Origin of the sequence: Streptococcus sp. HMSC071D03, from assembly GCF_001812125.1 — a bacterium.
GTDB classification, from domain to species: Bacteria; Bacillota; Bacilli; order Lactobacillales; family Streptococcaceae; genus Streptococcus; species Streptococcus pseudopneumoniae_N.
Map to the genome: position 1 here is coordinate 1 of NZ_KV807779.1, position 25604 is coordinate 25604.

Genomic DNA, 25604 nt, shown 5'->3' on the forward strand with positions numbered 1-25604 from the left:
GTGCACTCATGATGTTTGACAAACACGCCAATCTGCGGAAGGTTATTATGTAAGTGCGGTGGGACTCAATGAAGCCACAATTAAGAAATATATCCAAGAACAGGAAAAGCATGATATAGCACTAGATAAATTGAGTGTCAAAGAATATGAGGATCTCTTTAGGGATAGTGGTAAGTAATACTAAAGCCTCTTTGAGAGGCAAGTGACGAGTCAAGAGCAATGAGGCTTGAACAACGTGAAAGCCAGCGTCTTTAGGCGCTGGCTGGTAATTTGGGCTTATAGCCCTGGGGCAAACCACCCGTTAGACGGGTGGTTATGATTATTTCTTTATTAAAATTTCACTAAAAAAGGTCTATACCATTTACAAATTGTTTTGAAAAGTTTATAATGTAATTGACATAATAAATAGTAGAATATTTTCTTAAGGAGGTTTTCATTATGCCTAAATATATTAAAGCTGATCAATTTTTCTATCCACATGGTATTCGTCGCGGTGGTTATTTGGAACTTATTGATGGCAAGTTTGGTAAGCACGTTGAAGAGATTTCGGATGATGCAGAAATTTTAGACTACTCTGGTTACAGCATTGCACCGGGTCTAGTTGATACACACATTCACGGTTTTGGTGGTGTCGATGTTATGGATAATAATATCGAAGGTACACTTCATACGATGAGTGAAGGCCTTCTTAGCACAGGTGTTACTAGTTTCTTACCAACTACACTAACTTCATCATACGAACAATTGCTGGCTGTTACTGAAAACATTGGTGCACGCTATCAAGAAGCATCTGGTGCTAAGATTCGTGGTATTTATTTTGAAGGACCTTACTTCACCGAAGAATTTAAGGGGGCTCAAAATCCTGCCTATATGAAAGATCCACGTATGGATGAATTCCGCGCTTGGCAAAAGGCTGCTAATGGTCTTCTTAATAAAATTGCTCTTGCACCTGAACGTGATGGTGTTGAGGATTTTGTACGTACAATTACTGGTGAAGGTGTAACTGTTGCTCTTGGTCACTCTAATGCTACCTTTGATGAAGCAAAAAAAGCTGTTGATGCTGGAGCTAGTGTATGGGTTCACGCCTATAATGGAATGCGTGGTTTAACACACCGCGAACTTGGTATGGTTGGTGCTATGTATGAGTTGCCACACACTTATGCAGAATTGATTTGTGATGGTCATCACGTTGATCCTAAGGCTTGCGAAATTCTTCTTAAACAAAAAGGAACTGAAAATATTGCCCTTATCACTGACTGTATGACAGCAGGTGGTTTGCAAGATGGCGATTATATGTTAGGTGAATTTCCAGTTGTAGTTGCAAATGGGACTGCTCGCCTTAAATCTACAGGTAACTTGGCAGGTTCCATTCTCAAACTTAAAGATGGTTTGAAAAATGTTGTTGAGTGGGGAATTGCAAATTCTCATGAAGCAGTCATGATGGCTAGTCTGAATCCAGCTAAATCAGTTCATATCGATGACGTCTGTGGACAAATTCGTGAAGGCTATGATGCTGACTTTATCGTGCTAGATAAAGATTTGGAATTAGTAGCAACTTATCTAGATGGAGAAAAACGCTATCAAGCATAATCTAAAAAGTAGAAACGACTTTAGTTTCTACTTTTTTTAATAAATTTGTGAGCTCTTTCACATATCACTTGATTTTTATGTTGAAAAGGCTTACAATTGTGATATAAACAATACAAATAAAAAAGCGGAGGATTGCTTATGAAAGCTTATACTTACGTTAAACCCGGCCTTGCGTCATTTGTTGATGTTGACAAACCAGTTATTCGCAAGCCAACAGATGCTATTGTGCGTATCGTTAAGACTACTATTTGTGGTACAGACCTTCATATTATTAAAGGAGATGTTCCTGCTTGTAAGAGTGGAACTATCCTAGGGCATGAAGGAATTGGTATTGTAGAGGAAGTCGGAGCAGGAGTTTCAAACTTCAAAAAGGGTGATAAGGTTTTAATTTCTTGCGTTTGTGCATGTGGCAAGTGTTACTATTGTAAAAAAGGAATCTATGCTCACTGTGAAGACGAAGGTGGATGGATTTTTGGACATTTGATCGACGGTATGCAAGCAGAATATCTTCGTGTGCCTCATGCTGATAATACTCTTTATCATACTCCATCTGACTTGTCTGATGAAGCCTTAGTTATGTTATCTGATATCTTGCCAACTGGCTATGAAATTGGTGTCTTAAAAGGGAAAGTTGAGCCTGGCTGTAGTGTAGCCATCGTTGGTTCAGGGCCAGTTGGATTGGCAGCTCTTTTGACGGCACAATTCTATTCACCAGCTAAATTGATTATGGTGGACCTAGACGATAACCGCTTGGATACTGCAGTTTCTTTCGGTGCTACTCATAAGATTAATTCTTCAGACCCTGAAAAAGCAATTCAAGAAATTTATGATTTAACAGATGGTAGAGGTGTGGATGTTGCTATAGAAGCTGTTGGTATTCCTGCAACGTTTGATCTCTGCCAAAAGATTATCGGTGTAGATGGGACAGTAGCCAACTGTGGTGTGCATGGTAGACCAGTTCAGTTTGATTTGGACACTCTTTGGATTCGTAACATTAATGTTACTACTGGATTGGTTTCTACCAATACAACTCCTCAGCTTTTGAAAGCCTTAGAAAGTCATAAAATTGAACCTGAAAAATTGGTAACTCATTATTTCAAACTTAGTGAAATAGAAAAGGCCTATGAAGTATTTAGTAAGGCCGACGATCATCATGCGATTAAAGTGATCATTGAAAACGATATTTCAGAAGGTTAATCTTGTTTTTAAATCCAGTTATTCGTTTTTGAATAGCTGGATTTTTTGAAAATGTTATATAATTCGTGAAAATGAGCAAAATTCTTTCATTGTTCTTAAAATTTCGCTATAATATACGGTACAAAGGAAGTTAAACTATGTATCGAGTTATAAAAATGTACGGAGATTTTGAACCGTGGTGGTTTATAGAAGGCTGGGAAGACGACGTCATTGCGAGCAAAAAATTTGATAACTATTATGACGCCTTGAAATATTATAAGTCTTGTTGGTTTGAGTTAGAAAAGGAGATTCCCCTTTACAAAAGTAGAGGAGACTTGATGACTATTTTTTGGGATCCAGAAGATAAACGCTGGTGTGAAGAATGCGATGAATTTCTTCAGCAATATCATTCCTTGGCTTTGTTGGAAGATGGGCAAGTCATTCCAGATGAAAAATTTAGACCTGGCTATGAAAAACAAACAGGGCTTGAGGTGCACCGAACCTGCCGTATCAAAAACGAAGGGACAACTTTTTAAGGAAGTTGTTCTTTTTTTGTATTTTCTTCGAATAATAACAGTAAGGAGGAAGATATGGTACAAGCACTTGCACAAGGATTGATTACACTGGCCAAAAAAGAAGGAGCTCAAGACATCTATTTTGTTCCTAAAAATCTGATCTATGAGCTACATATGCGAATTGGAGACGAGAGGCGATTTGTTGATAGTTATGACTTTGAAAAGTTGGGCGCAGTTATTAGTCATTTTAAGTTTATTGCGGGGATGAATGTTGGAGAAAAGCGTCGTAGTCAGCTTGGGTCCTGTGATTATCAGCATGATGGCAAGGTTTCTTCACTACGCTTATCGACGGTAGGAGATTATCGTGGTCATGAGAGTCTAGTTATTCGCCTTTTGCACGATGAAGAACAAGAGTTGCGCTTCTGGTTTCAAGACCTTAAGGAATTAGAAAAGGGCTTTAGGCAACGCGGCCTTTATCTATTTGCAGGACCTGTAGGAAGTGGTAAAACTACCTTAATGCATGAATTAGCTAAGTCATTGTTTAAGGGACAACAAGTCATGTCCATTGAGGACCCAGTCGAGATTAAGCAAGAAGAGATGCTACAATTACAACTCAATGAAGCTATTGGACTGAGCTATGAAAACTTGATAAAACTTTCTTTGCGGCACCGCCCAGATCTTTTGATTATTGGGGAAATTCGGGATAGAGAAACAGCCCGTGCAGTTGTACGAGCGAGTTTAACGGGAGCTACAGTGTTTTCGACCATACATGCAAAGAGTATTCGTGGGGTCTATGAGCGTCTTTTAGAACTTGGCGTCAGTGAAGATGAACTCGCAGTTGTTTTACAAGGCGTATGCTACCAGAGACTAATCGGGGGAGGAGGAATTATTGATTTTGCAAACCAAAATTATTCAGAACACCAGGCAGAAAACTGGAATGAGCAAATTGACCAACTTTTTAAAAATGGACATATCACTGCCCTTCAAGCTGAAACGGAGAAAATTGGCTACCAGTAAGCAGAAGAAAATTATCACTCTCTTTAACAATTTGTTTTCGAGTGGTTTTCACTTGGTAGAAATTATTTCCTTTCTTGATAGAAGTCTTTTGTTGGAGAAGGAATATGTAACTCAGATGTGCCTAGGACTCTCGCAAGGGAAATCTTTCTCGGAAATGATGGGGAATTTAGGTTTTTCGAGTGCAATTGTCACGCAGCTTTCGCTGGCTGAAGTTCATGGGAATCTCCATTTGAGCTTGCGGAAAATTGAAGAATATCTGGATAATCTAGCCAAGGTAAAAAAGAAGTTAATTGAAGTTGCGACCTATCCACTTATTTTGCTAGCTTTTTTACTGTTAATTATGCTAGGATTGCGGAATTATCTCTTGCCCCAACTGGATAGTAGTAACATAGCTACCTTAGTGATTAGTAACCTGCCACAGATTTTTCTCGGACTTACTCTGGCACTAAGTCTTGTATCTTTAACAGGACTGATATTCTACAGAAAATCTAAGAAGATACAAGTCTTTTCTTATCTGGCTAGAATCCCCTTTTTAGGTGTATTTGTTCAGTATTATCTAACTGCCTATTATGCTCGGGAATGGGGAAATATGATTGGACAAGGTTTAGAGTTGGCACAGATTTTCCAGATGATGCAGGAGCAAGGAGATCCTCTTTTTAAGGAAATTGGATACGATTTAGATCAATCTTTGCAAAATGGGCATGAATTTTCGAAAGTTGTGCAAGATTATCCTTTCTTTAGAAAGGAGTTGGGATTAATCATTGAATATGGAGAAGTTAAATCCAAGTTGGGAAGTGAATTGGAAATCTATGCGGAAAAAACCTGGGAATCCTTCTTTACCCGAGTTAATCGGACCATGAACCTTGTTCAACCACTGGTCTTTATTTTTGTAGCCCTGCTAATCGTTTTATTGTATGCAGCTATGTTGCTGCCAATGTATCAAAATATGGAGGTAAATTTTTAGATGAAAAAGATGTTGATGAAATTAAAAGAAGCTAAGGCAAAAGCTTTCACACTGGTAGAAATGTTGGTGGTGTTGCTTATCATTAGCGTCCTACTCTTACTGTTTGTGCCAAATCTTACTAAGCAAAAGGATGCAGTGAATGACAAGGGTAAAGCAGCTGTCGTCAAGGTGGTAGAAAGTCAAGCAGAACTCTATAGCTTGGAGAAAAATGAGCGTGCAAGCCTAAGCAAGCTAGAGGCAGATGGACGTATCACTGTTGAGCAAGTAAAAGCCTACAAAGAATATCATGATAAACAAAACAAGAGTCAGTCAGTTGAGGATTAGGGCTTTTACCATGTTGGAAAGTTTATTAGTTTTAGGAATAGCTAGTATGTTAGCCTTGGGCTTGTCAAGTTCAGTTCAGTCCACTTTTGCGGCTGTGGAAGAGCAAATTTTCTTTATGGAGTTTGAGGAACTTTATCGAGAAACCCAGAAGCGAAGTCTGGCTAGTCAGCAGAAGATCAACTTAATGTTAGAAGAGAGAAGTATTGGGAATGGCTATCAGAAATTAGCCATTCCTAAAGGGATTCAACTGCAGTCCACTCAGTCAATCACTTTTGATAAGGCTGGAGGGAATTCGTCTCTAGCTAGCGTGAGATTTCAAACAAGGAAAGAAGTGGTTCGCTACCAACTATATCTAGGAAATGGAAAGATTAAACGTATTCAAGAAGCAAAAAACTAAGGCGGTTATTTTACTAGAGGCAGTGATTTCGCTAGCCATTTTTGCAAGTATTGCAACCCTCTTGCTGGGACAAATTCAAGAAAGTAGAAAAAGAGAAGTAGAACTTCTAAAACAGGAAGAAGTTTTGCGAGTGGCTCGTATGGCTTTGCAGACTGGACAAAAGCAGTTAACTGTCAATGGCCTTACGGTTCATGTTGTCTCGAATGAGCGAGGTTTGGAGGTATACCATGGAACGGAGAAATTATTGGCGATTGAGGAAAAGTAAAGCTAGAGCTTTTACTCTTTTAGAATCCCTGGTTGCTCTTATTGTGATTAGTGGGAGTTTACTTCTTTTTCAAGCTATGAGCCGACTCTTGGTTTCAGAAGTTCGCTATCAGCAGAGAAGTGAGCAGAAGGAATGGCTCTTATTTGTAGATCAGCTGGAAGCGGAGCTGAATCGAGCCCAGTTTGAAAAAGTTGAGAATGATAGGCTTTACCTCAAACAAGATGGTAAACCTATTTCCATGGGTAAATCAAGGTCAGATGATTTTCGGAAAACAGATGCTAGTGGACGTGGCTATCAACCCATGGTCTACGGTCTGAAATCAGCACATATTTACCAAAAAGGGCAAAATGTTCATTTCAATTTTCAGTTTGAAAAGGGACTAGAGAGGGAGTTTATCTATCGTGTTGAAAAAGAAAAAAGTTAGAGCAGGCGTTCTTCTTTACGCTGTCACTATTGCTGGAATTTTTAGTCTCTTATTGCAGTTTTATCTGAATCGGCAAGTAGCTCATCATCAGGATTATGCACTGAACAAAGAAAAACTTCTTGCATTTGCAATTGTTAAGAGGACCTATGAAAAAGCTAGTTCGGAGAGTGGTCAGCTGTCATTTAATGCAGGAAAGGCAACTTATCGTAGTGACGAAAAGAGCTTCATAGCGATTGTTGACACTGGGAAAAATCAATTTGAATTTCGTTTTCCACCTTTGAAAAAGACCGACGACAAGACGAAGAAAACAGAAAAAAAGTCAAAAGAAGAAAGCGAGAAGAAAAAAGAAGAACAGGTAAAAAATGAGACCACCGAGGCATCTAAAGATGATCCTTCTAAGAATGATAAGACATAGATTATCAGATTTGTAAAATCTAGTTTAAGTGGTGATGTTGGACTCAGTGGGTTAGGACGAGGTTTTTGCTTGAAATCATGCTATAATAGATACATATGGAGGACGGAAAATGGCAAGTGTAAAATTGTATCTAGTGCGTCATGGGAAAACAATGTTTAATACGATTGGGCGTGCTCAAGGTTGGAGTGATACTCCACTAACAACTGAAGGTGAGCGAGGTATTCACGAATTGGGAATTGGTTTGCGTGAGTCTGGCTTAAAGTTTGAGCGTGCTTATTCAAGCGACTCTGGGCGGACTATTCAGACTATGGGAATTATCCTTGAGGAACTAGGTTTAACAGGGCAAATTCCTTATCGTATGGATAAGCGAATCCGTGAATGGTGCTTTGGTAGTTTTGATGGTGCTTATGATGGAGACCTTTTTATGGGGATCATTCCTCGTATTTTTAATGTCGATCATGTGCATCGTTTATCCTACGCGGAGCTAGCTGAAGGCTTGGTAGAAGTGGATACAGCAGGCTGGGCTGAAGGCTGGGAAAAACTAAGTGGTCGTATCTGGGAGGGTTTTGAAGCCATTGCAAAGGAAATGGAAGCTAATGGAGGAGGAAATGCCCTCGTAGTCAGCCATGGAATGACTATTGGAACCATTGTTTATTTAATCAACGGAATGCATCCGCATGGCCTTGATAATGGAAGTGTGACGATTCTCGAGTACCAAGATGGTCAGTTCTCGGTCAAGATTGTTGGGGACCGTAGCTACCGTGAAATTGGACGAATTAAGCTAGACGAGCAAGCTAGTTCAGAACAATAAAATTTAGAAGAATTTTTAAAGGATTGATAGAATGCTAATGTCGTGCTTGCACAAGCTTCTGAGAGCTGAGTGCTTTGACAATAGCATTCTTTTTTGTTAGAATAGTATCAACATAAAAGCATAAGAAGGGACTGACAGAACTGTCGTCCCCTTTTGTCTATCTTATAAGGGGGAAATATGCTGTTTCAGAAAATAAAAGCCTATAAATGGCAGGCCCTGGCTTCCTTGGTTATGACAGGTCTAATGGTAACGAGTTCACTCTTGCAACCACGTTATTTGCAGGAGGTTTTAGAGGCACTGCTAACGGGTGATAACGAAGCTATTTATCATATTGGTTTTTGGTTAATCCTTGTTGCCTTGATTGGTTTGATTGCAGGTGGGATCAATGTAGTGTTAGCAGCTTACATTGCTCAAGGAGTTTCGTCTGACTTGCGTGAAGATGCCTTTCGTAAGATTCAAACTTTTTCATACGCCAATATTGAGAAGTTTAATGCCGGGAACCTCGTTGTGCGTATGACCAACGATATCAACCAGATTCAAAACGTCGTTATGATGACCTTCCAAATCCTCTTTCGACTACCTATTTTATTTATTGGTTCCTTTATATTAGCCGTTGTCACTCTACCTTCGTTGTGGTGGGTGCTGGTTCTTATGGTCGTTTTGATCGTCGCCATGACAGGTCTTATGATGGGGATGATGGGACCTCGATTTGCAAAATTCCAGACTTTATTGGAGCGTATCAATGCCATTGCCAAAGAAAATTTACGTGGTGTGCGCGTGGTTAAGTCTTTTGTTCGAGAAAAAGATCAATTTGCTAAGTTTACGCAGGTATCCGATGAATTACTGGGTGAAAACCTTTATATCGGCTACGCCTTTTCTATCGTTCAACCTGTAATGATGATGATTTCATACGGGGCTGTCTTTCTTTCAATCTGGCTTGTAGCAGGTATGGCAGAGTCAGATCCTTCAGTAGTTGGTTCCATTGCTTCCTTTGTAAACTACCTGAGTCAGATTATCTTTACCATCGTCATGGTTGGATTTTTGGGGAATTCAGTCACTCGTGCCATGATTTCCCTTCGTCGTATTCGTGAAATCCTTGATACTGAACCAGCTATGACTTTCAATGATGTGGAAGATGAAGAATTGGAAGGAAGTCTCAGTTTTGAAAATGTTACCTTTACCTATCCAAATGATGAAGAACCTATCCTAAAAAATGTATCCTTCGATATCGCAGCTGGTGAAATGGTTGGTGTTGTCGGAGCAACTGGTGCAGGGAAATCAACCTTGGCTCAGTTGATTCCACGATTATTTGATCCGCAGCAAGGTTCGATCAAGATTGGTGGAAAGGACATTCGGACAGTTAGTGAAGGGACGCTTCGTAAGACAGTTTCTATCGTCCTACAAAAAGCCATTCTCTTTAGTGGAACCATCGCAGATAATCTCAGACAAGGTAAGGGAGATGCGACAGTTTCAGAAATGGAACGCGCAGCTCGTATCGCCCAAGCTAGTGAGTTTATCAGCCGTATGGACTTGGCCTTTGAGAGTCCGGTTGAAGAACGTGGGACCAACTTTTCTGGTGGACAAAAACAAAGAATGTCCATTGCGCGTGGGGTTGTTAGCAATCCTAAAATCTTGATATTTGATGATTCTACTTCAGCACTGGATGCCAAGTCAGAACGCTTGGTTCAAGAAGCTCTCAACAAGGATTTGAAGGGGACGACTACGATTATCATCGCACAAAAGATTAGCTCTGTTGTACATGCTGATAAAATTTTAGTGCTTGACCAAGGTCGCTTGATTGGTCAAGGCAAACACGCTGACTTGGTTGCAACAAACGCAGTTTATCGAGAAATTTACGAAACGCAAAAAGGAAAGGAGGAGTAGGATGAATACATTTCGATTTTTTTGGAACTATTTTAAAGTTTATAAGATATCCTTTGTCGTTGTTATTGCTATGATTATCATTGCAACGATTGCACAAGCCCTCTTTCCAGTATTTGCAGGTCAAACAGTCACGGAACTAGCTAATTTAGTTATAGCTTATCAAAATGGAAATCCTGATATGGTTTGGCAAAGTCTATTAGGACTCTTGATTAATCTTGCTTATATTTTGATTGTGCTCGTGGTGTCGAGTCTTATCTATATGGTTTTGATGAGCCGTATTATTGCCGAATCGACAAATGAGATGCGTAAGGGACTTTTTGGCAAGCTTTCTCGCTTGACTGTTTCCTTCTTTGACCGCCATCAAGATGGTGATATCCTGTCACGTTTTACCAGTGATTTGGATAATATCCTCCAAGCTTTCAACGAAAGTTTAGTGTCTGTCATGACCAATATTGCCCTTTATATTGGCTTGCTGATTGTCATGTTCGCAAAGAATGTGACCTTGGCTTTGATTACGATTGCTAGCACTCCGATAGCTGTCATCATGTTGATTGTCATTTTGAAATTGGCAAGAAAATATACCAATCTTCAGCAAAAAGAGGTTGGGAAGCTCAACGCTTACATGGATGAGAGTATCTCTGGACAAAAAGCCGTTATTGTTCAAGGCATTCAAGAAGATGTGATTGCAGGTTTTGTTGAGCAAAACGAGCGTGTCCGTAAAGCAACTTTTAAGGGCAGAATGTTTTCAGGAATTCTCTTTCCTGTCATGAACGGAATGAGCTTGGTCAACACAGCAGTAGTTATTTTTGTAGGTTCAGCTGTCTTACTGAATGATAAGAACATCGAGACAGCAACTGCTCTGGGTTTGATTGTCATGTTTACCCAGTTTTCACAACAGTATTATCAACCCATAATCCAATTGGCAGCTAGTTGGGGAAGTTTGCAACTGGCCTTTACAGGTGCAGAACGTATCCAAGAAATGTTTGATGCAGAAGAAGAAATTCGTCCTCAAGATGCTCCAGTCTTTAACGAATTAAAAGAAGGTGTAGAGATTCGTAAGGTGGACTTCTCCTACCTGCCAGGAAAACCCATTTTGAAAGATGTTAGCATTTCAGCTCCAAAAGGAAAAATGATTGCGGTAGTTGGTCCGACAGGTTCAGGGAAAACAACTATCATGAACTTGATCAATCGTTTTTATGATGTGGATGCAGGAAGTATCAGCTTTGATGGCAGAGATATTCGCGAGTTTGATTTAGACAGTTTGCGAAGTAAGGTGGGAATTGTCTTGCAGGATTCTGTTTTGTTCAGCGGAACTATTCGGGACAATATTCGATTCGGTGTACCAGATGCTAGTCAGGAGATGGTAGAAGCAGCTGCTAAGGCTACACATATCCATGAATATATCGAAAGTCTACCAGATAAGTACGATACTCTGATTAATGATGACCAGAGCGTCTTCTCAACCGGTCAGAAGCAGTTGATTTCCATCGCTCGAACCTTAATGACGGATCCCCAGGTCTTAATCTTGGATGAGGCAACATCAAACGTGGATACTGTAACAGAGAGCAAGATTCAAAATGCTATGGAGGCAATTGTGGCAGGAAGAACGAGCTTTGTGATTGCCCATCGCTTGAAAACTATTCTCAATGCCGATCAGATTATTGTCCTTAAGGATGGTGAGGTTATCGAACAAGGAAATCATCACGAATTACTCAAGCTTGGAGGCTTTTACTCCGAACTGTACCATAATCAATTTGTCTTTGAATAAGCAAAAAAGTTGTCCTAATTTTGGGCAACTTTTTCTGATAAAAAAATTTTATCACGGACTTAAAAAATACATATTAGACAGGAGTGGGTAAGGGTGATAAGATAAGATTATCAATGGAGAACGAAAGGAAGTCAGTAATGGTAAGAACAGTTGTTGGAGTAGCGGCAAACCTATGTCCTGTAGACGCAGAAGGAAAAAACATCCACTCATCTGTATCCTGTAAATTTGCTGAAAGTATTCGTCAGGTTGGCGGACTTCCTTTGGTCATTCCGGTTGGTGATGAGACACTTGTCCATGACTATGTAGAAATGATTGATAAGCTCATCTTGACTGGAGGACAAAATGTTCATCCTCAGTTTTATGGTGAGGAAAAAACAATTGATAGCGATGACTATAATCTAGCTCGCGACGAGTTTGAGCTAGCTCTTCTACAAGAAGCCTTGCGTCAGAACAAGCCAATCTTAGCCATTTGCCGTGGCGTTCAGTTGGTAAACGTTGCCTTTGGTGGGACACTCAATCAGGAGATTGAAGGTCATTGGCAAGGTCTACCTTTTGGAACTTCACATTCTATTGAAACAGTGGAAGGAAGTGTTGTGTCCAAGTTGTTTAGTAAAGAAAGTCAAGTAAACTCAGTTCATCGTCAAAGTATTAAAGACTTGGCACCTAATTTCCGCGTAACTGCAGTAGATCCACGTGACCAAACGATTGAAGCAATCGAATCTATCGATGAACACCGTATTATTGGTTTGCAGTGGCATCCAGAATTTTTGGTCAATAAAGAGGATGGCAACTTAGAATTATTTGAGTATTTATTGAATGAATTGTAACGACTGGAAACCTAGTCGTTTTTTTGTCTTATTTCGTTCAAATTTTAATATTGTAACATTTTTTACGCAAATGTTTAAATTATGATAAAATTTGGAAAAATTCAGTATAAAAACTTGAAAAAATCTAAGGTAAGGGTTATGATAGAAGAGAAGAAATTTTGGAGGAATATTATGTCACATATTAAATTTGATTATTCAAAAGTATTAGATAAATTTGTTGCACCAAATGAACTAGATTATATGCAGCCTCAAGTGACTGCAGCAGATTCTGCTCTGAGAAATGGTACAGGTCCTGGGGCAGAAATGACTGGCTGGTTGAACTTACCTGAAGAATATGACAAAGATGAATTTGCTCGTATTCAAAAGGCTGCTGCTAAAATCCAATCTGATAGTGAGGTATTGATCGTAATCGGTATTGGTGGTTCCTATTTAGGAGCTCGTGCAGCTATTGATTTCTTGAATAATTCATTTGTAAACTTGCAAAGAAAGGAAGAACGCAAGGCACCTCAGATCCTCTATGCTGGAAACTCTATCTCTTCAAGCTATTTGGCTGATTTGGTAGACTATGTATCAGACAAAGATTTCTCAGTAAACGTGATTTCTAAATCAGGTACAACAACTGAACCGGCTATTGCTTTCCGTGTCTTCAAAGAACTCTTGGTTAAGAAGTACGGTCAAGAAGAAGCTAACCAACGTATCTACGCAACTACAGACCGCGCTAAAGGTGCAGTTAAAGTTGAAGCAGATGCTAATGGCTGGGATACTTTTGTAGTGCCTGATAGTGTAGGTGGTCGTTTTACAGTATTGACAGCAGTGGGGCTCTTGCCAATCGCAGCTGCAGGAGCTGATATCAGCAAGTTAATGGAAGGAGCAAATGCTGCTCGCAAGGCTTATGCTTCTGATAAGTTGGCTGAAAATGAAGCATATCAATATGCAGTTGTACGCAATATCTTGTACCGTAAAGGTTATCTGACAGAAGTTCTAGCTAACTATGAACCATCTCTGCAATACTTCTCTGAGTGGTGGAAGCAACTGGCTGGTGAGTCAGAAGGGAAAGACCAAAAAGGGATTTATCCAACTTCAGCTAACTTCTCAACAGACTTGCACTCTCTGGGACAATTTATCCAGGAAGGTACCCGTATCCTCTTTGAAACAGTTATCCGTGTAGATAAACCTCGCAAAAATGTGCTGATTCCTGAATTGGCAGAAGACTTGGACGGTCTTGGCTACTTGCAAGGAAAAGATGTTGACTTTGTCAATAAAAAAGCTACAGATGGAGTGCTGTTAGCACACACTGATGGTGGAGTTCCAAATATGTTTGTGACACTGCCTGAGCAAGATGAGTTCACTTTGGGCTACACTATTTACTTCTTTGAGTTGGCTATTGCTCTTTCTGGCTACCTGAATGGTATCAATCCATTTGACCAGCCTGGAGTTGAAGCTTATAAGAAAAACATGTTTGCTCTTCTTGGGAAACCAGGCTTTGAAGAGCTGGGTGCTGAGTTGAATGCACGCCTTTGATTCTCATATGCTTTGAGTTCATTTAGAATATAAAAAGATCCACAAGTTCATTTCTTGTGGATTTTTAGTACAAGCCTCTTAATTAGTTTATTATTTTTTTTAAAAGTGTAAAAAAGAGTGTCTTAATTCTTTTATGAAAGCGCTGTATAATTGCCTTGTAAATAAAATTTGAGAGGTATCAAAATGAATGATTGGTTAAACATAAAAGGCAAAACAGTTCTTGTGACTGGCGCGTCATCTGGGATCGGTAAGGCAATCGTTGAAGAATTGCTGGAATTAGGAGTCAATGTAGCGAATTTTGATCTTAGCGACAACGATTTGCGTCACCCGAATCTATTATTTGTAAAAGTTGATGTAACTTCTCGCTCTGAAGTAGAAGAGGGTGTTGCCAAAATAGTTGAAAGATTTGGCAATATTGATGCGGTAGTCAATAATGCAGGGATTAATGTTCCCAGATTATTAATTGATGCAGAAAATCCTAAAGGTCCTTACGAGTTAGACGATGAAACGTTTGAAAAAGTAACAATGATTAATCAAAAAGGTTTGTATTTGGTTAGTCAGGCAGTAGGACGTATTTTAGTGAAAAATGGAAAAGGTGTAATTGTGAACATGGCTTCAGAAGCAGGCTTGGAAGGTTCTGAAGGACAAAGTGCCTATGCTGCAACAAAAGCAGCAGTCTATAGTTACACTCGTTCATGGGCGAAAGAGCTGGGTAAGCATGGTGTACGTGTGGTTGGAATTGCTCCAGGAATTATGGAAGCTACGGGACTTCGAACTCTTTCTTATGAGGAAGCTCTTGCTTATACCCGTGGAAAGACGGTAGAAGATATTCGAGCTGGTTATGCTTCAACTTCAACAACTCCTTTGGGACGAAGTGGTAAACTACGGGAAGTAGCTGATCTTGTAGCATTCTATATTTCAGATCGTTCTAGCTATATAACTGGAGTCACTACAAATATTGCTGGAGGGAAAACTCGCGGTTAAAAAAATGAAGGTGAGGAAGAGAGTTGACCTTAGTAAATCGATGGTATAACATTTTAGAAAAAATGGTCTCACAGCCAACTTATTCCATGATAGATATGCGCTCAGAGCTGGATATTAGTATGCAAACCTTGCAAAAGAGTATCCAACAATTAAATGATGTTTTGGCTCCTAATATCCAGATTATCTCACAAGATGATAAGTTAATGTTAGAAGTGTATGACTATACAGAGTTGGAAAGGATTTTATCTGGTAGTTTAAAACAGGAGAGTGACTTCAATTCTTCCAGTAAAAGAATTGCCTATTTACTAAAACGTTTAATTAAGTCAAACTCCCCTCTTCTTATTGACGACTTGGCTGAGGAAGCAGGTGTTAGTAGAAGTACCCTTAATAAGGATTTAAAACAAGTAAAATCTTTGGCAGATAGTTACTCTATCACTATTTCAGGAAAGCCCAACCGTGGGCTGGAGGTCTTGGGGGACGAGCTGAATTTGCGCTTGCTCTATATTCACCAAGTGGCCCCTTACTTTGAAGGAAGGACACTCACCGAGGCAACATCTTCTTTTCTGGAGACGCTACTCCAGGAGTATAAAATCCCGAAAGAAACAAAGGAACTCCTTCGAAAGACCATTTCAATTATGGTGGAGCGTATTCATGCATCTAGGGTGTTGAGTTGTCCTATTCCTTACTATAGGAATGATTTAACAGAGACCCCTTTGGTTGAGAAATTAATCTATCATATTGTGATGACTTATAAGATTTCCCTCAGTCAGTTTGAAATAGACTTTTTGTGTTTTCCTTTTAATGTCCGTTTTATTGACACTTTAAGCAAGCCGTCTTATCAATCTGAACAGCTTGCAAACATTTTTCAAGGGATTGTCAAGAAAGTCAAAGAAACAATGTTGGTTAACTTTGATGATGAAGAATTATTTGAAGAAATCAAGTCTCATCTAGGCCCCTTAATCAATCGACTGATTTTCCATGTGCAAGCTAATGATATATTTCATGGCGAGGTTCAAACTCAATATCCTTTTGCTTTTGAAATGGCGAAAATTGCTGGAGAAGAACTATCTGCAATTTTTGGTTCTGAATTGGAATTATCTGAAATCGGATATTTGGCTTTGTATTTTGAAATGATTTTAAGAAAGCAAAACTCTATTGTAAATAGTTCTCGCAAGCAGATAGCTGTAGTTTGCACAACAGGAAGAGGAACTGCTGCGATGATTATTCAGCAACTCAGACGAATCCTTGGAAATGATGTAGACATTACTCAGTATTCTGAAGAGGATTTTAATGTGGATTTGAATCAGGACTATTTCGCGATTTTTACGACAGTTCCTCTAAAATATAAAGATTCTAAATCTCCAGTCATTCAAGTTAATCATCTTTTTGATGATCAATGGTTGCGGGAAGAATGGCAGAGAGCCAATGCTTTTCATCAAAGAAATCTAGAAACAGTCAGCTTACGATTTGTTCGATTAGGTCCACAAAAAACCTATCATCAATACTTGCTAAATATGGTTGCAGAGTTAGAGAAACTTCAGATGATTGATGAAGGTTTTAGAAATCGGATAATTGATAGGGAGAAAAAACAATCAACCGTTTTTGGCGGAGGAATTGCTTTTCCCCATACAATTAACCAAGGTTATGCAAAAACTATTTTAATGTTTGGAAAACTAGAAGAGCCTTATCAAAAAGGAGATGATTGGATTGAATTTATCTTTCTAGTCGCTATACCCTCAGAAATTGAAAGAAAAATGGAAAGTGAATTGCTGGAATTGTATGACGACATTTTCGAATTGCAGGAGAGCCTTCTCTAAAAGAAGCATTGAGGGCTGTAGAAACAGAGACAGAATTTCTATCATTTTCTAAGAGCAAAGGAGTATTTTAATGAATTCGCTAATAATTTTCGCTGTATTTGTCATGGCAGCTTATATATTTCAAATGTTCCTCGGCTGGCAGCAACTCAAAGACTTCAATAAGACCTATACGATGCTCCGGAAACTGGGGCGCGTAGCGATTGGCAGAAAATCCGGAAGAATCAAATCCGGTACGATTGTCATGTTCGCGGTTGATGAAAACGGTCGGGTTCTTAAAGCTAGCAAAATGCAAGGAGTCACAATCTTAGCGCGTTTTCAAAATATGGACGATTATGTTGGAGAAGACATCCATTATTTTGACAAGTATAATCCTCTTGTGAGAAAAGAAAATAAGTTGATGCAATCAGCTATAGAAGATGCTAGAAAAGTCTATCTTTGGCATGAGGCAGGTATTGAGAAAGAGACAAGTTCTTCTGATTCTTTTCTGGGATTCGGCTTTTATGCGGATTACTTACAATTATCTATTAAACAGTTATTTAAAAAAAATAAGAAAAGGAGTTCCTTATGAATTACATTACAGAATTTGCAGAGAGTTTTATGAAACTCTTCCAATTAGGTGGAGAAACCTTTATTAGCTGGATGACAAATATTGTACCTCTTGTCTTGATGCTATTGATTGCAATGAATACCCTTATCGCTTTCTTGGGAGAAGAGAAGGTCAATTCCTTGGCTAAGATTTCTGCCAAAAATCCTGTTAGCCGGTATATGATTTTACCTTTCATTTCAGCTTTTATGCTGGGAAATCCGATGGCAATCAGTATGGGACGTTTCTTACCAGAATATTATAAACCTAGTTTTGTAGCAGCTCAGATGCAGTTTTGCCATACTTCAAATGGTGTATTTCCACATATCAATCCTGGGGAATTATTTGTATGGATGGGAATTGCGACAGGAATTCAAACTTTAGGTTTAAGTCAAATGGACTTAGCCATTCGTTACATGCTTGTTGGGCTTGTCATGAACTTTGTAGGTGGTTGGGTAACCGATTTTACAACTGCTTATGTAGCAAAACAGCAAGGTGTTACCTTGAGTAAAACATTTGATTTATAGAAAGAGTGAAATTATGTCATATAAGAGTATAAAAGTTGTTAAAGGAAATGGCGGTTTCGGAGGACCTTTGGTCATTACACCTAGTGAAGCTAAGCATAAATTCATCTATATTACTGGTGGCGGAGAAAAGCCAGATATTGTAGATAAAATTGCTGATTTGACCGGTATGGAAGCTGTTAATGGGTTTAAAACTTCTATCCCAGATGAGGAAATTGCTTTAGCAATCGTGGATTGTGGCGGTACTCTTCGCTGTGGTATTTATCCTAAAAAGGGAATCCCTACAATAAATATTGTCGCTACAGGGAAAAGTGGGCCTCTAGCTCAATATATAACCGAGGAAATCTATGTGTCAGCAGTTGGCCTTAATCAAATTTCTGCTGCTAATGAAGACGAAAAAGCGACAACTGTGGTAACTGAAAAGCCAACTTACGATACTAGTAAAAAAATTACAGAGCAAAAAGCTGAAACAAGTATTGTAGCACGAATTGGGATGGGGGCTGGTAAGGTCGTTGCAACTTTCAACCAGGCTGCTCGTGAAGCCATCCAAACAATGCTCAATACAATAATTCCTTTCATGGCCTTTGTTTCCTTGCTGATTGGGGTTATTCAAGGATCTGGTGTTGGAAATTGGCTGGCAAAATTAATGGTTCCCCTAGCGGGGAACATCTGGGGACTCGTTTTAATTGGCTTTATCTGTTCCTTACCATTCCTATCTCCTTTGTTAGGTCCCGGAGCTGTTATTAGTCAGATTATTGGAACTTTAATTGGAGTCGAAATCGGAAAAGGGACTATTCCGCCCCAAATGGCTCTGCCAGCTTTATTTGCTATCAACACTCAAAACGGTTGTGATTTCATTCCTGTAGCACTCGGCCTATCTGAAGCCAAGGCTGAAACAGTTGAGGTTGGTGTCCCTTCGGTACTTTATTCACGCTTTCTCAATGGTGTTCCGCGGGTGCTAGTTGCTTGGATAGCTAGTATTGGTCTTTATCAGTAGACCTTTGATAGATGCCTGAAAACAGAGAACTATTATGTTAAACTTATCTATAAGCCTAAGTTTATGACAAATTAGAGAAAGTATGAATAGAAATCAGATGAAGAAAATTTTTGAAACTAAAGTAATTCAAGTAGGGTCTGAAGCTCAGAATATGATTCAAGATGCCAATATGCTCATTTTATTTGGAGAAGAAGCACCAGAAGATTTATCAGAGTATTGTTTTAAGATTGATAACAAAAATCTGCTAGGTTCAATACTAGAAGGTGGCAAGCTGGTGGTAGATAATCAGGAATATTCGATTAGTTCCGTAGGAAATGTAGTAGAAAAAAATTTAACTGGACTGGGACATATCACGATTTCTTTTGATGGTTCAAAAGAGGGGAGCCTTCCTGGTACACTCCATGTTGTAGCAGATCAAGCGGTAGTAATTGATAAAGATTCTACCATTCAGATTTTTGAAACTGCTTAACCATAATAAAATTTCAAATCAAGCAATTTAGAAAAATAAAAGTCTAAAAAATTGATTCAGAGCCTGGACCAAAAGTCCAGGCTTCTGGGTCTAAATTAGAAAAAATAGATGACGCAGTGGTTGATTGGCAAGTCAATCAAACTAGCCAGTCAGTGCAAGGGAATTTCCAGCAGATGCATCCACAAGGGGTGCCTGAACAGAAGGAAAAGACCAAAAAGGGATTTACCCAACTTCAGCTAATTTCTCAACAGACCTACACTCATTGGGTCAATTTATCCAAGAAGGAACTCGTATCATGTTTGAAACAGTTGTCCGTGTTGACAAACCACGTAAGAACGTGATTATCCCTACTTTGGAAGAAGATCTTGATGGACTTGGTTACCTTCAGGGAAAAGACGTTGACTTCGTTAACAAAAAAGCAACTGACGGTGTTCTTCTTGCCCACACAGATGGTGACGTACCAAACATGTACGTAACTCTTTCTGAGAAAGATGCCTTCACTCTTGGTTACACAATCTACTTCTTCGAATTGGCTATCGCCCTTTCAGGTTACTTGAATGCCATCAACCCATTTGACCAACCAGGTGTTGAAGCTTACAAACGTAACATGTTTGCCCTTCTTGGTAAACCAGGATTTGAAGAATTGAGCAAAGAACTCAACGCTCGTCTATAATAGGATATAAAAAGGGTGGTTTTACCACTCTTTTTGCTTTTTCTCGAAAAGAGAAATTGGACTCTGGCAAGACTTGTGATATAATATAGAGAGCAAAAAGGCAGACGCCTAGAGACTTTATAGGAGAAGATATGTCAAAAGATATCCGCGTACGTTACGCACCAAGTCCAACAGGACTACTACACATCGGAAATGCCCGTACAGCATTATTCAACTACCTTTACGCCCGTCATCATGGTGGGACTTTTATCATCCGTATCGAAGATACTGACCGTAAGCGCCACGTCGAAGATGGAGAACGTTCACAGCTTGAAAACCTTCGTTGGTTGGGCATGGACTGGGATGAAAGTCCAGAGACTAATAAAAACTACCGCCAATCAGAACGTTTGGAACTTTATCAAAGATACATCGACCAACTCTTGGCTGAAGGAAAAGCCTACAAATCTTACGTAACAGAAGAAGAGTTAGCAGTGGAACGTGAACGCCAAGAAGCAGCTGGGGAAACACCTTGTTACATCAACGAATACCTTGGCATGAGCGAAGAAGAAAAAGCAGCTTATGTTGCAGAACGTGAAGCTGCAGGTATCATCCCAACTGTTCGTTTGGCAGTTAATGAGTCAGGTATCTACAAATGGCATGACATGGTCAAAGGTGATATCGAGTTTGAAGGTGGCAATATCGGTGGTGACTGGGTTATCCAAAAGAAAGATGGCTACCCGACTTACAACTTTGCCGTTGTCATCGATGACCACGATATGCAAATCTCTCACGTTATTCGTGGAGACGACCACATTGCTAATACGCCAAAACAGCTTATGGTTTATGAAGCGCTTGGTTGGGAAGCTCCAGAGTTCGGTCACATGACTTTGATTATTAACTCTGAAACTGGTAAGAAGTTGTCTAAACGTGACACCAATACCCTTCAGTTCATCGAAGATTACCGTAAGAAGGGCTACCTTCCAGAAGCAGTCTTTAACTTTATCGCTCTTCTTGGCTGGAACCCTGGCGGGGAAGACGAAATCTTCTCTCGCCAAGAACTCATCAAGCTCTTTGATGAAAACCGTCTTAGCAAGTCTCCAGCAGCCTTTGACCAGAAGAAACTCGATTGGATGAGCAATGACTATATCAAGAACGCAGACCTTGAGACTATTTTTGAAATGGCAAAACCATTCCTTGAAGAAGCAGGACGTTTGACAGACAAGGCTAAAAAATTGGTGGAACTCTACAAACCACAAATGAAGTCAGTGGATGAAATCGTTCCATTGACGGATCTCTTCTTCTCAGACTTCCCAGAATTGACAGAAGCTGAGCGAGAAGTCATGGCTGGTGAAACGGTTCCGACTGTACTTGAAGCCTTTAAAGCCAAACTCGAAGCCATGTCAGATGAAGAGTTTGTGGCAGAAAATATCTTCCCACAAATCAAAGCGGTTCAAAAAGAAACTGGTATCAAAGGGAAGAACCTCTTCATGCCAATCCGTATTGCCGTTTCAGGGGAGATGCACGGACCAGAACTACCAGAAACCATCTACTTACTTGGTCGTGAAAAATCAATCCAACACATCGAAAAAATGTTGGCAGAAATTGCAAAATAAGCTAAGTTCCGACTACTTTTGGCTATAGTAATTGTAGAACTTAGTTCAGAGAGAATCTCATGGTTCTCTTTTTTTATTGTCAAAGTAGAATCATATTCAATTAAATGTTTAGGTAGCGCTTTAAAAAGAGTTCTTTTTGTATGTACTTATTTGAAAATGCAAAAGTTTTAGTGTATAATACTAAGTGACAGGGCAGGGAAAGAAGTCAGTGATATGGTAAAATTCTTTACAAACAGACTCGAATTAGCCCAGACATCGTCTATGTTGTTTGTTGAGTCGACTTATTTTTTCTTTGCGTTTTGCTGGACACAGGAAGAAATTCATGAGTTCATGCAACTATCACCCATAACGATGCCTTCGTTTTCGATTCGAGGTTTATATGCGAGACTTTAGATTTAGATGTATATCTTACTAGAGGTGCATATTTTTCTCTTTCTTCTCCCAAAAATAGAAAGAAATCGACCTTGCTCTGTTTACCTTGCGTTAAGCAAGGTTTTTTTGTGGAATAGTACTGGGCGATTTACGATTTTTATATCAAGTGGTATAATATTAACTATCCTGATGAATTGAGGAAATCAAATGAAAGAATTTAACAAATCAATCAAATTAGAGCATGTGGCTTATGATATTCGTGGACCAGTTCTTGAGGAAGCCATGCGTATGCGAGCAAATGGAGAAAAAATCCTCCGTTTGAATACAGGGAACCCAGCTGAGTTTGGCTTTACAGCACCTGATGAAGTTATCCATGATTTGATTATGAATGCGCGTGATAGTGAAGGTTATTCAGATTCAAAAGGTATCTTTTCAGCCCGCAAAGCTATTATGCAGTACTGTCAGCTCAAAAAATTCCCAAATGTAGGTATTGATGATATCTACCTTGGAAATGGTGTTAGTGAGTTGATTGTCATGTCCATGCAAGGTCTCTTGGACAATGGCGATGAAGTCTTGGTTCCTATGCCTGACTATCCTCTTTGGACTGCTGCAGTTAGCTTGGCTGGAGGAAATGCCGTTCACTACGTCTGTGATGAAGAAGCTGAATGGTATCCTGACTTAGATGATATCAAGTCTAAGATTAGTTCAAATACTAAGGCTATCGTTTTAATCAATCCAAATAATCCAACGGGAGCCCTCTATCCTAAAGAACTCTTACTAGATATCATTGAGATTGCTCGTCAAAATGACTTGATTATTTTTGCGGATGAAATTTACGACCGTATGGTTATGGACGGCAATGTCCACACACCAGTAGCAAGTTTGGCTCCAGACCTTTTCTGTGTCAGCATGAATGGTCTGTCTAAATCTCACCGCATCGCTGGTTTCCGTGTAGGTTGGATGGTCTTGTCTGGGCCTAAACATCATGTAAAGGGCTATATTGAAGGTCTCAACATGCTTTCAAACATGCGCCTTTGTTCCAACGTCTTGGCTCAACAGGTTGTTCAAACTTCACTAGGTGGTCACCAGTCGGTCGACGAATTACTCTTGCCGGGTGGTCGTATCTATGAACAAAGAAACTTTATTTATAATGCCATTCAAGATATTCCAGGTTTGTCCGCGGTTAAACCTAAAGCGGGTCTTTATATCTTCCCTAAAATTGACCGCAATATGTACCGGATCGATGATGATGAGCAGTTTGTCCTTGATTTCTTGAAGCAAGAAAAAGTGCTTTTGGTTCATGGACGAGGATTTAACTGGAAAGAGCCAGATCACTTCCGTATCGTCTATCTGCCACGCGTAGATGAGTTAGCCCAAATCCAAGAAAAGATGACCCGTTTCTTGAAGCAGTATCGTAGATAAGAACGATCTAGGTTTCGAGTACAATCAGCAAATTTTATCTCAGAGAAATCAAATGTTTTGATGATTTTAACATTGTTTCTCTGAGTTTTTTCATATTTTAAAAAAATGTATTGATTATCTGCAATATCCTAAGAAGTTTGAATTTGTTGATTTAGATAATGGAGTATCTGCGATTGAGCTTCTTTAATGTTATGTATATAAATAAAAATGAAGCAAGAGTGAAAAATTGAATGGGATAGGGTAGATGAATAAAATGTTAACTACGAAAAAGATTATTGCGGAATTTGAGGAAAGTTCTAATGATATTAAATTCCTTGAATTTAACAAAAAACTAACGGATAGTATATAAAGACCACAAGAACTGAAGTTTATCTTAGAACATTTTTCTTATGTAACTGTGAATGGTTATTTAAAAATCTTGGGGAATGATTCAGAGAATGGCTTCAGCTACTGTAATAAATTGTTTTCAAAATGTTATAATTCGAATCGTTGTTTGATAGCTTATGATATCTTGGGTGGTCTATTTGCAATAAATATTGAAAAATTAAATGCAATAGAATATTTCGCTCCCGATACATTAGAATGGGAGGATTTGGAGATAGATTATAAGGACTTTTTATATTGGGTGACGACAAATCAGTTAGACATATTTTATCAAGAGCTGATAGTATCAGATTTGTTCACATTAGATTTATCGCTTGAATCAAATGAAGTTGTTTTGACCTATCCTTTTATTTGGTCAATGGAGTACACTCCATCAGGTGCAGCTAGAAAAATAGTCCCTTTTAAAGAATTGTTAGAAATGAATGCTGATTTTTATAGACAGTTAAGGATGTGATAAATAAAGGGTACAATGCATTAAAAAGATATTTGAAATTAGTACATACAGTAAAATAGTATTAAATGGAAAATAATCATTAATGTAAACTGTTATTATTAAAGACTTCCAAAGCAAAAAGCTTTTTTGTATAAATGTGTATTACGAATGTGTGACTGATAGACAAACATTAAAATATATGATAAACAAAAATAGAAAAAAATTAAAAGGAGAATCCTTATGTCAGCAATTTCATCAGTGGTCCTCACATATTGCTTGACAAAAGAAAAAGGCAAATAATGTAGATAACAAATCTCACAATGAAATAAGGTCGGGCAAAAAGTTTTTAAAATAAAAGAAAAGCATATTATTAGATGTTTAAAAACCTTGATTTAACACGATTCTTGAATTTTAAAATTTCGATGTATTGCAATAAAAATTAACCGAAAAACTACATTCTTTGTGAAATAAATTAGATGTTCGGATATATAGAAAAACGCTCTAGTCAAAATTTCATGAGCCCGAAATATTGAGTCAGCAACTCGATGAAGAAGCCTTCAAGACTCATCTCAGCCAAAAAGAAAATTGGTGGATTGGACTTTCAAAAGAAAAACAAGGGAATTTTGTCATTCCTTACTACGTCCTAGGTCAAGACTGGCAGATTGTCCTTGCTGATCAGGAATTTGAGGGATTGTTGGTCATGCCTTTTGAAGTACCTTATCAATCCAACTTTGAAAAATGGAAGCGTGATGTTGAAAAGACTCTCTTTTATGGTTCGGTCAATTTAGATCAGTCTGAAAGTCTCTTTTCTTACTACGAACCTATCTATCGGGTGATTATTCAAGGAAATCTCCAGCAAATTATTGATGAATTGACCTTGCTTGAGAAGATTGTCATTGAAAACACACCGAGAGTATCTATCACAAAGCAGCTCTTTACCCAGTTTGTCATGGATGTTTTCCATCTTTTTGAACATTTGAAAGCAGACGATATGACAGATATTGTCAAGAACATTCATGCTATAACAACTTTTGAGGATTTAGTCGCTTATACCAAGGAAACCTTGACATCCTTCTTCGGTCAATATCGAATGAATGAAAATGTGGTCAGTGTGCTTGAAGTTATTGGTAGAGATTACCAAAAAGAGCTTTCTCTCAAGGATATCAGCAAGGATCTCTTTATCAATCCCGTTTATTTGGGGCAGTTGATCAAGAAGGAAACCAATTCCACCTTTGCAGAGCTTCTCAATAAGCAACGCATCAAGGCGGCCCAGCAACTCTTGCTATCTACAAATGATAGTATCGAGGATATCTGCTATACGGTTGGATACAGTAATGTAGGTTATTTCTATAAGGTTTTTCGAAAACTGTGTGGGAAGTCTCCTAAAGCCTACTGTAAACAGGTGGAAACGAACTTGTAGCAGTTGTTCTCCTTCGGAAAATATGCTATAATAATA

23 protein-coding genes and 4 pseudogenes are annotated in these 25604 nt (G+C 38.9%); all 27 read left to right on the plus strand.

Going from position 1 to position 25604, the window contains the following annotated elements:
• Nucleotides 1–178, plus strand: a pseudogene (locus HMPREF2837_RS10790) (IS200/IS605 family transposase); the annotation flags it as partial.
• A gap of 260 nt (nt 179–438) precedes the next feature.
• Complete coding sequence (gene nagA, locus HMPREF2837_RS07070; protein ID WP_049548224.1) at nt 439–1590, plus strand: N-acetylglucosamine-6-phosphate deacetylase; 1152 nt, start codon at nt 439–441, stop codon at nt 1588–1590.
• A 138-nt stretch (nt 1591–1728) separates the two neighbouring features.
• Nucleotides 1729–2787 (plus strand): zinc-dependent alcohol dehydrogenase family protein, encoded by a 1059-nt coding sequence (locus HMPREF2837_RS07075; protein WP_049548223.1) that lies wholly within the window; start codon nt 1729–1731, stop codon nt 2785–2787.
• Nucleotides 2788–2924: 137 nt separating this feature from the next.
• Nucleotides 2925–3302: a DUF1033 family protein gene (locus tag HMPREF2837_RS07080; RefSeq protein ID WP_049548222.1), complete on the plus strand. Its 378-nt coding sequence runs from the start codon at nt 2925–2927 to the stop codon at nt 3300–3302.
• 54 nt (nt 3303–3356) lie between these two features.
• Nucleotides 3357–4298, plus strand: a complete 942-nt coding sequence (gene comGA, locus HMPREF2837_RS07085; protein WP_049548221.1) for a competence type IV pilus ATPase ComGA — start codon at nt 3357–3359, stop codon at nt 4296–4298.
• Nucleotides 4246–5262 (plus strand): competence type IV pilus assembly protein ComGB, encoded by a 1017-nt coding sequence (gene comGB / locus HMPREF2837_RS07090; protein WP_075230791.1) that lies wholly within the window; start codon nt 4246–4248, stop codon nt 5260–5262. The genes comGA and comGB overlap by 53 nt, the downstream gene beginning before the upstream one ends.
• Complete coding sequence (comGC, locus tag HMPREF2837_RS07095; protein ID WP_049548220.1) at nt 5263–5586, plus strand: competence type IV pilus major pilin ComGC; 324 nt, start codon at nt 5263–5265, stop codon at nt 5584–5586.
• The gene (gene comGD / locus HMPREF2837_RS07100) at nt 5549–5983 is read left to right on the plus strand and encodes a competence type IV pilus minor pilin ComGD (RefSeq protein WP_049548219.1); all 435 of its coding nucleotides are present in this window, start codon (nt 5549–5551) and stop codon (nt 5981–5983) included. The genes comGC and comGD overlap by 38 nt, the downstream gene beginning before the upstream one ends.
• The gene (gene comGE, locus HMPREF2837_RS07105; RefSeq protein WP_049548218.1) at nt 5946–6248 is read left to right on the plus strand and encodes a competence type IV pilus minor pilin ComGE; all 303 of its coding nucleotides are present in this window, start codon (nt 5946–5948) and stop codon (nt 6246–6248) included. The genes comGD and comGE overlap by 38 nt, the downstream gene beginning before the upstream one ends.
• Nucleotides 6211–6672 (plus strand): competence type IV pilus minor pilin ComGF, encoded by a 462-nt coding sequence (gene comGF / locus HMPREF2837_RS07110; protein WP_049548217.1) that lies wholly within the window; start codon nt 6211–6213, stop codon nt 6670–6672. The genes comGE and comGF overlap by 38 nt, the downstream gene beginning before the upstream one ends.
• Nucleotides 6650–7087, plus strand: a complete 438-nt coding sequence (gene comGG / locus HMPREF2837_RS07115) for a competence type IV pilus minor pilin ComGG (protein WP_049548216.1) — start codon at nt 6650–6652, stop codon at nt 7085–7087. The genes comGF and comGG overlap by 23 nt, the downstream gene beginning before the upstream one ends.
• 109 nt (nt 7088–7196) lie before the next feature.
• Nucleotides 7197–7898 carry a histidine phosphatase family protein gene (locus HMPREF2837_RS07120; RefSeq protein WP_049548215.1) on the plus strand — a complete coding sequence of 234 codons (702 nt, stop codon included), beginning with the start codon at nt 7197–7199 and terminating at the stop codon, nt 7896–7898.
• Between the two features lie 177 nt (nt 7899–8075).
• Complete coding sequence (locus tag HMPREF2837_RS07125) at nt 8076–9782, plus strand: ABC transporter ATP-binding protein (RefSeq protein WP_075230766.1); 1707 nt, start codon at nt 8076–8078, stop codon at nt 9780–9782.
• 1 nt (nt 9783) lies between these two features.
• Nucleotides 9784–11550 carry an ABC transporter ATP-binding protein gene (locus HMPREF2837_RS07130; RefSeq protein ID WP_075230767.1) on the plus strand — a complete coding sequence of 589 codons (1767 nt, stop codon included), beginning with the start codon at nt 9784–9786 and terminating at the stop codon, nt 11548–11550.
• 137 nt (nt 11551–11687) lie between these two features.
• Nucleotides 11688–12377 (plus strand): gamma-glutamyl-gamma-aminobutyrate hydrolase family protein, encoded by a 690-nt coding sequence (locus HMPREF2837_RS07135; protein ID WP_070889112.1) that lies wholly within the window; start codon nt 11688–11690, stop codon nt 12375–12377.
• Nucleotides 12378–12548: 171 nt separating this feature from the next.
• Nucleotides 12549–13898 carry a glucose-6-phosphate isomerase gene (locus tag HMPREF2837_RS07140; RefSeq protein ID WP_075230768.1) on the plus strand — a complete coding sequence of 450 codons (1350 nt, stop codon included), beginning with the start codon at nt 12549–12551 and terminating at the stop codon, nt 13896–13898.
• A 183-nt stretch (nt 13899–14081) separates the two neighbouring features.
• Nucleotides 14082–14882, plus strand: a complete 801-nt coding sequence (locus tag HMPREF2837_RS07145) for an SDR family oxidoreductase (protein ID WP_038804195.1) — start codon at nt 14082–14084, stop codon at nt 14880–14882.
• Between the two features lie 62 nt (nt 14883–14944).
• Nucleotides 14945–16770 (plus strand): annotated as a pseudogene (locus tag HMPREF2837_RS07150) (BglG family transcription antiterminator).
• Nucleotides 16770–17267: a transcriptional regulator GutM gene (locus HMPREF2837_RS07155; protein ID WP_049548210.1), complete on the plus strand. Its 498-nt coding sequence runs from the start codon at nt 16770–16772 to the stop codon at nt 17265–17267. The pseudogene HMPREF2837_RS07150 and the gene HMPREF2837_RS07155 overlap by 1 nt, the downstream one beginning before the upstream one ends.
• A complete protein-coding gene (locus HMPREF2837_RS07160; RefSeq protein WP_001106813.1) occupies nt 17264–17809 on the plus strand; it encodes a PTS glucitol/sorbitol transporter subunit IIC in 546 nt (181 codons plus the stop codon). Before HMPREF2837_RS07155 ends, HMPREF2837_RS07160 begins: the two co-directional genes overlap by 4 nt.
• A 13-nt stretch (nt 17810–17822) precedes the next feature.
• The gene (locus HMPREF2837_RS07165) at nt 17823–18803 is read left to right on the plus strand and encodes a PTS glucitol/sorbitol transporter subunit IIB (protein WP_000120696.1); all 981 of its coding nucleotides are present in this window, start codon (nt 17823–17825) and stop codon (nt 18801–18803) included.
• Between the two features lie 97 nt (nt 18804–18900).
• The gene (locus tag HMPREF2837_RS07170) at nt 18901–19272 is read left to right on the plus strand and encodes a PTS glucitol/sorbitol transporter subunit IIA (protein ID WP_033585537.1); all 372 of its coding nucleotides are present in this window, start codon (nt 18901–18903) and stop codon (nt 19270–19272) included.
• A 196-nt stretch (nt 19273–19468) separates the two neighbouring features.
• A pseudogene (gene pgi, locus HMPREF2837_RS07175) lies at nt 19469–19945 on the plus strand (glucose-6-phosphate isomerase); the annotation flags it as partial.
• Between the two features lie 131 nt (nt 19946–20076).
• Nucleotides 20077–21537, plus strand: coding sequence for a glutamate--tRNA ligase (gene gltX, locus HMPREF2837_RS07180; protein WP_075230769.1), 1461 nt, complete (start codon nt 20077–20079; stop codon nt 21535–21537).
• Between the two features lie 579 nt (nt 21538–22116).
• The gene (locus HMPREF2837_RS07185; RefSeq protein WP_045762715.1) at nt 22117–23331 is read left to right on the plus strand and encodes a pyridoxal phosphate-dependent aminotransferase; all 1215 of its coding nucleotides are present in this window, start codon (nt 22117–22119) and stop codon (nt 23329–23331) included.
• Between the two features lie 397 nt (nt 23332–23728).
• Nucleotides 23729–24169 carry a DUF2625 family protein gene (locus HMPREF2837_RS07190; RefSeq protein ID WP_186823212.1) on the plus strand — a complete coding sequence of 147 codons (441 nt, stop codon included), beginning with the start codon at nt 23729–23731 and terminating at the stop codon, nt 24167–24169.
• Nucleotides 24170–24674: 505 nt separating this feature from the next.
• Nucleotides 24675–25568 (plus strand): annotated as a pseudogene (locus HMPREF2837_RS07195) (helix-turn-helix domain-containing protein); the annotation flags it as partial.
• Nucleotides 25569–25604 lie beyond the last annotated feature (36 nt).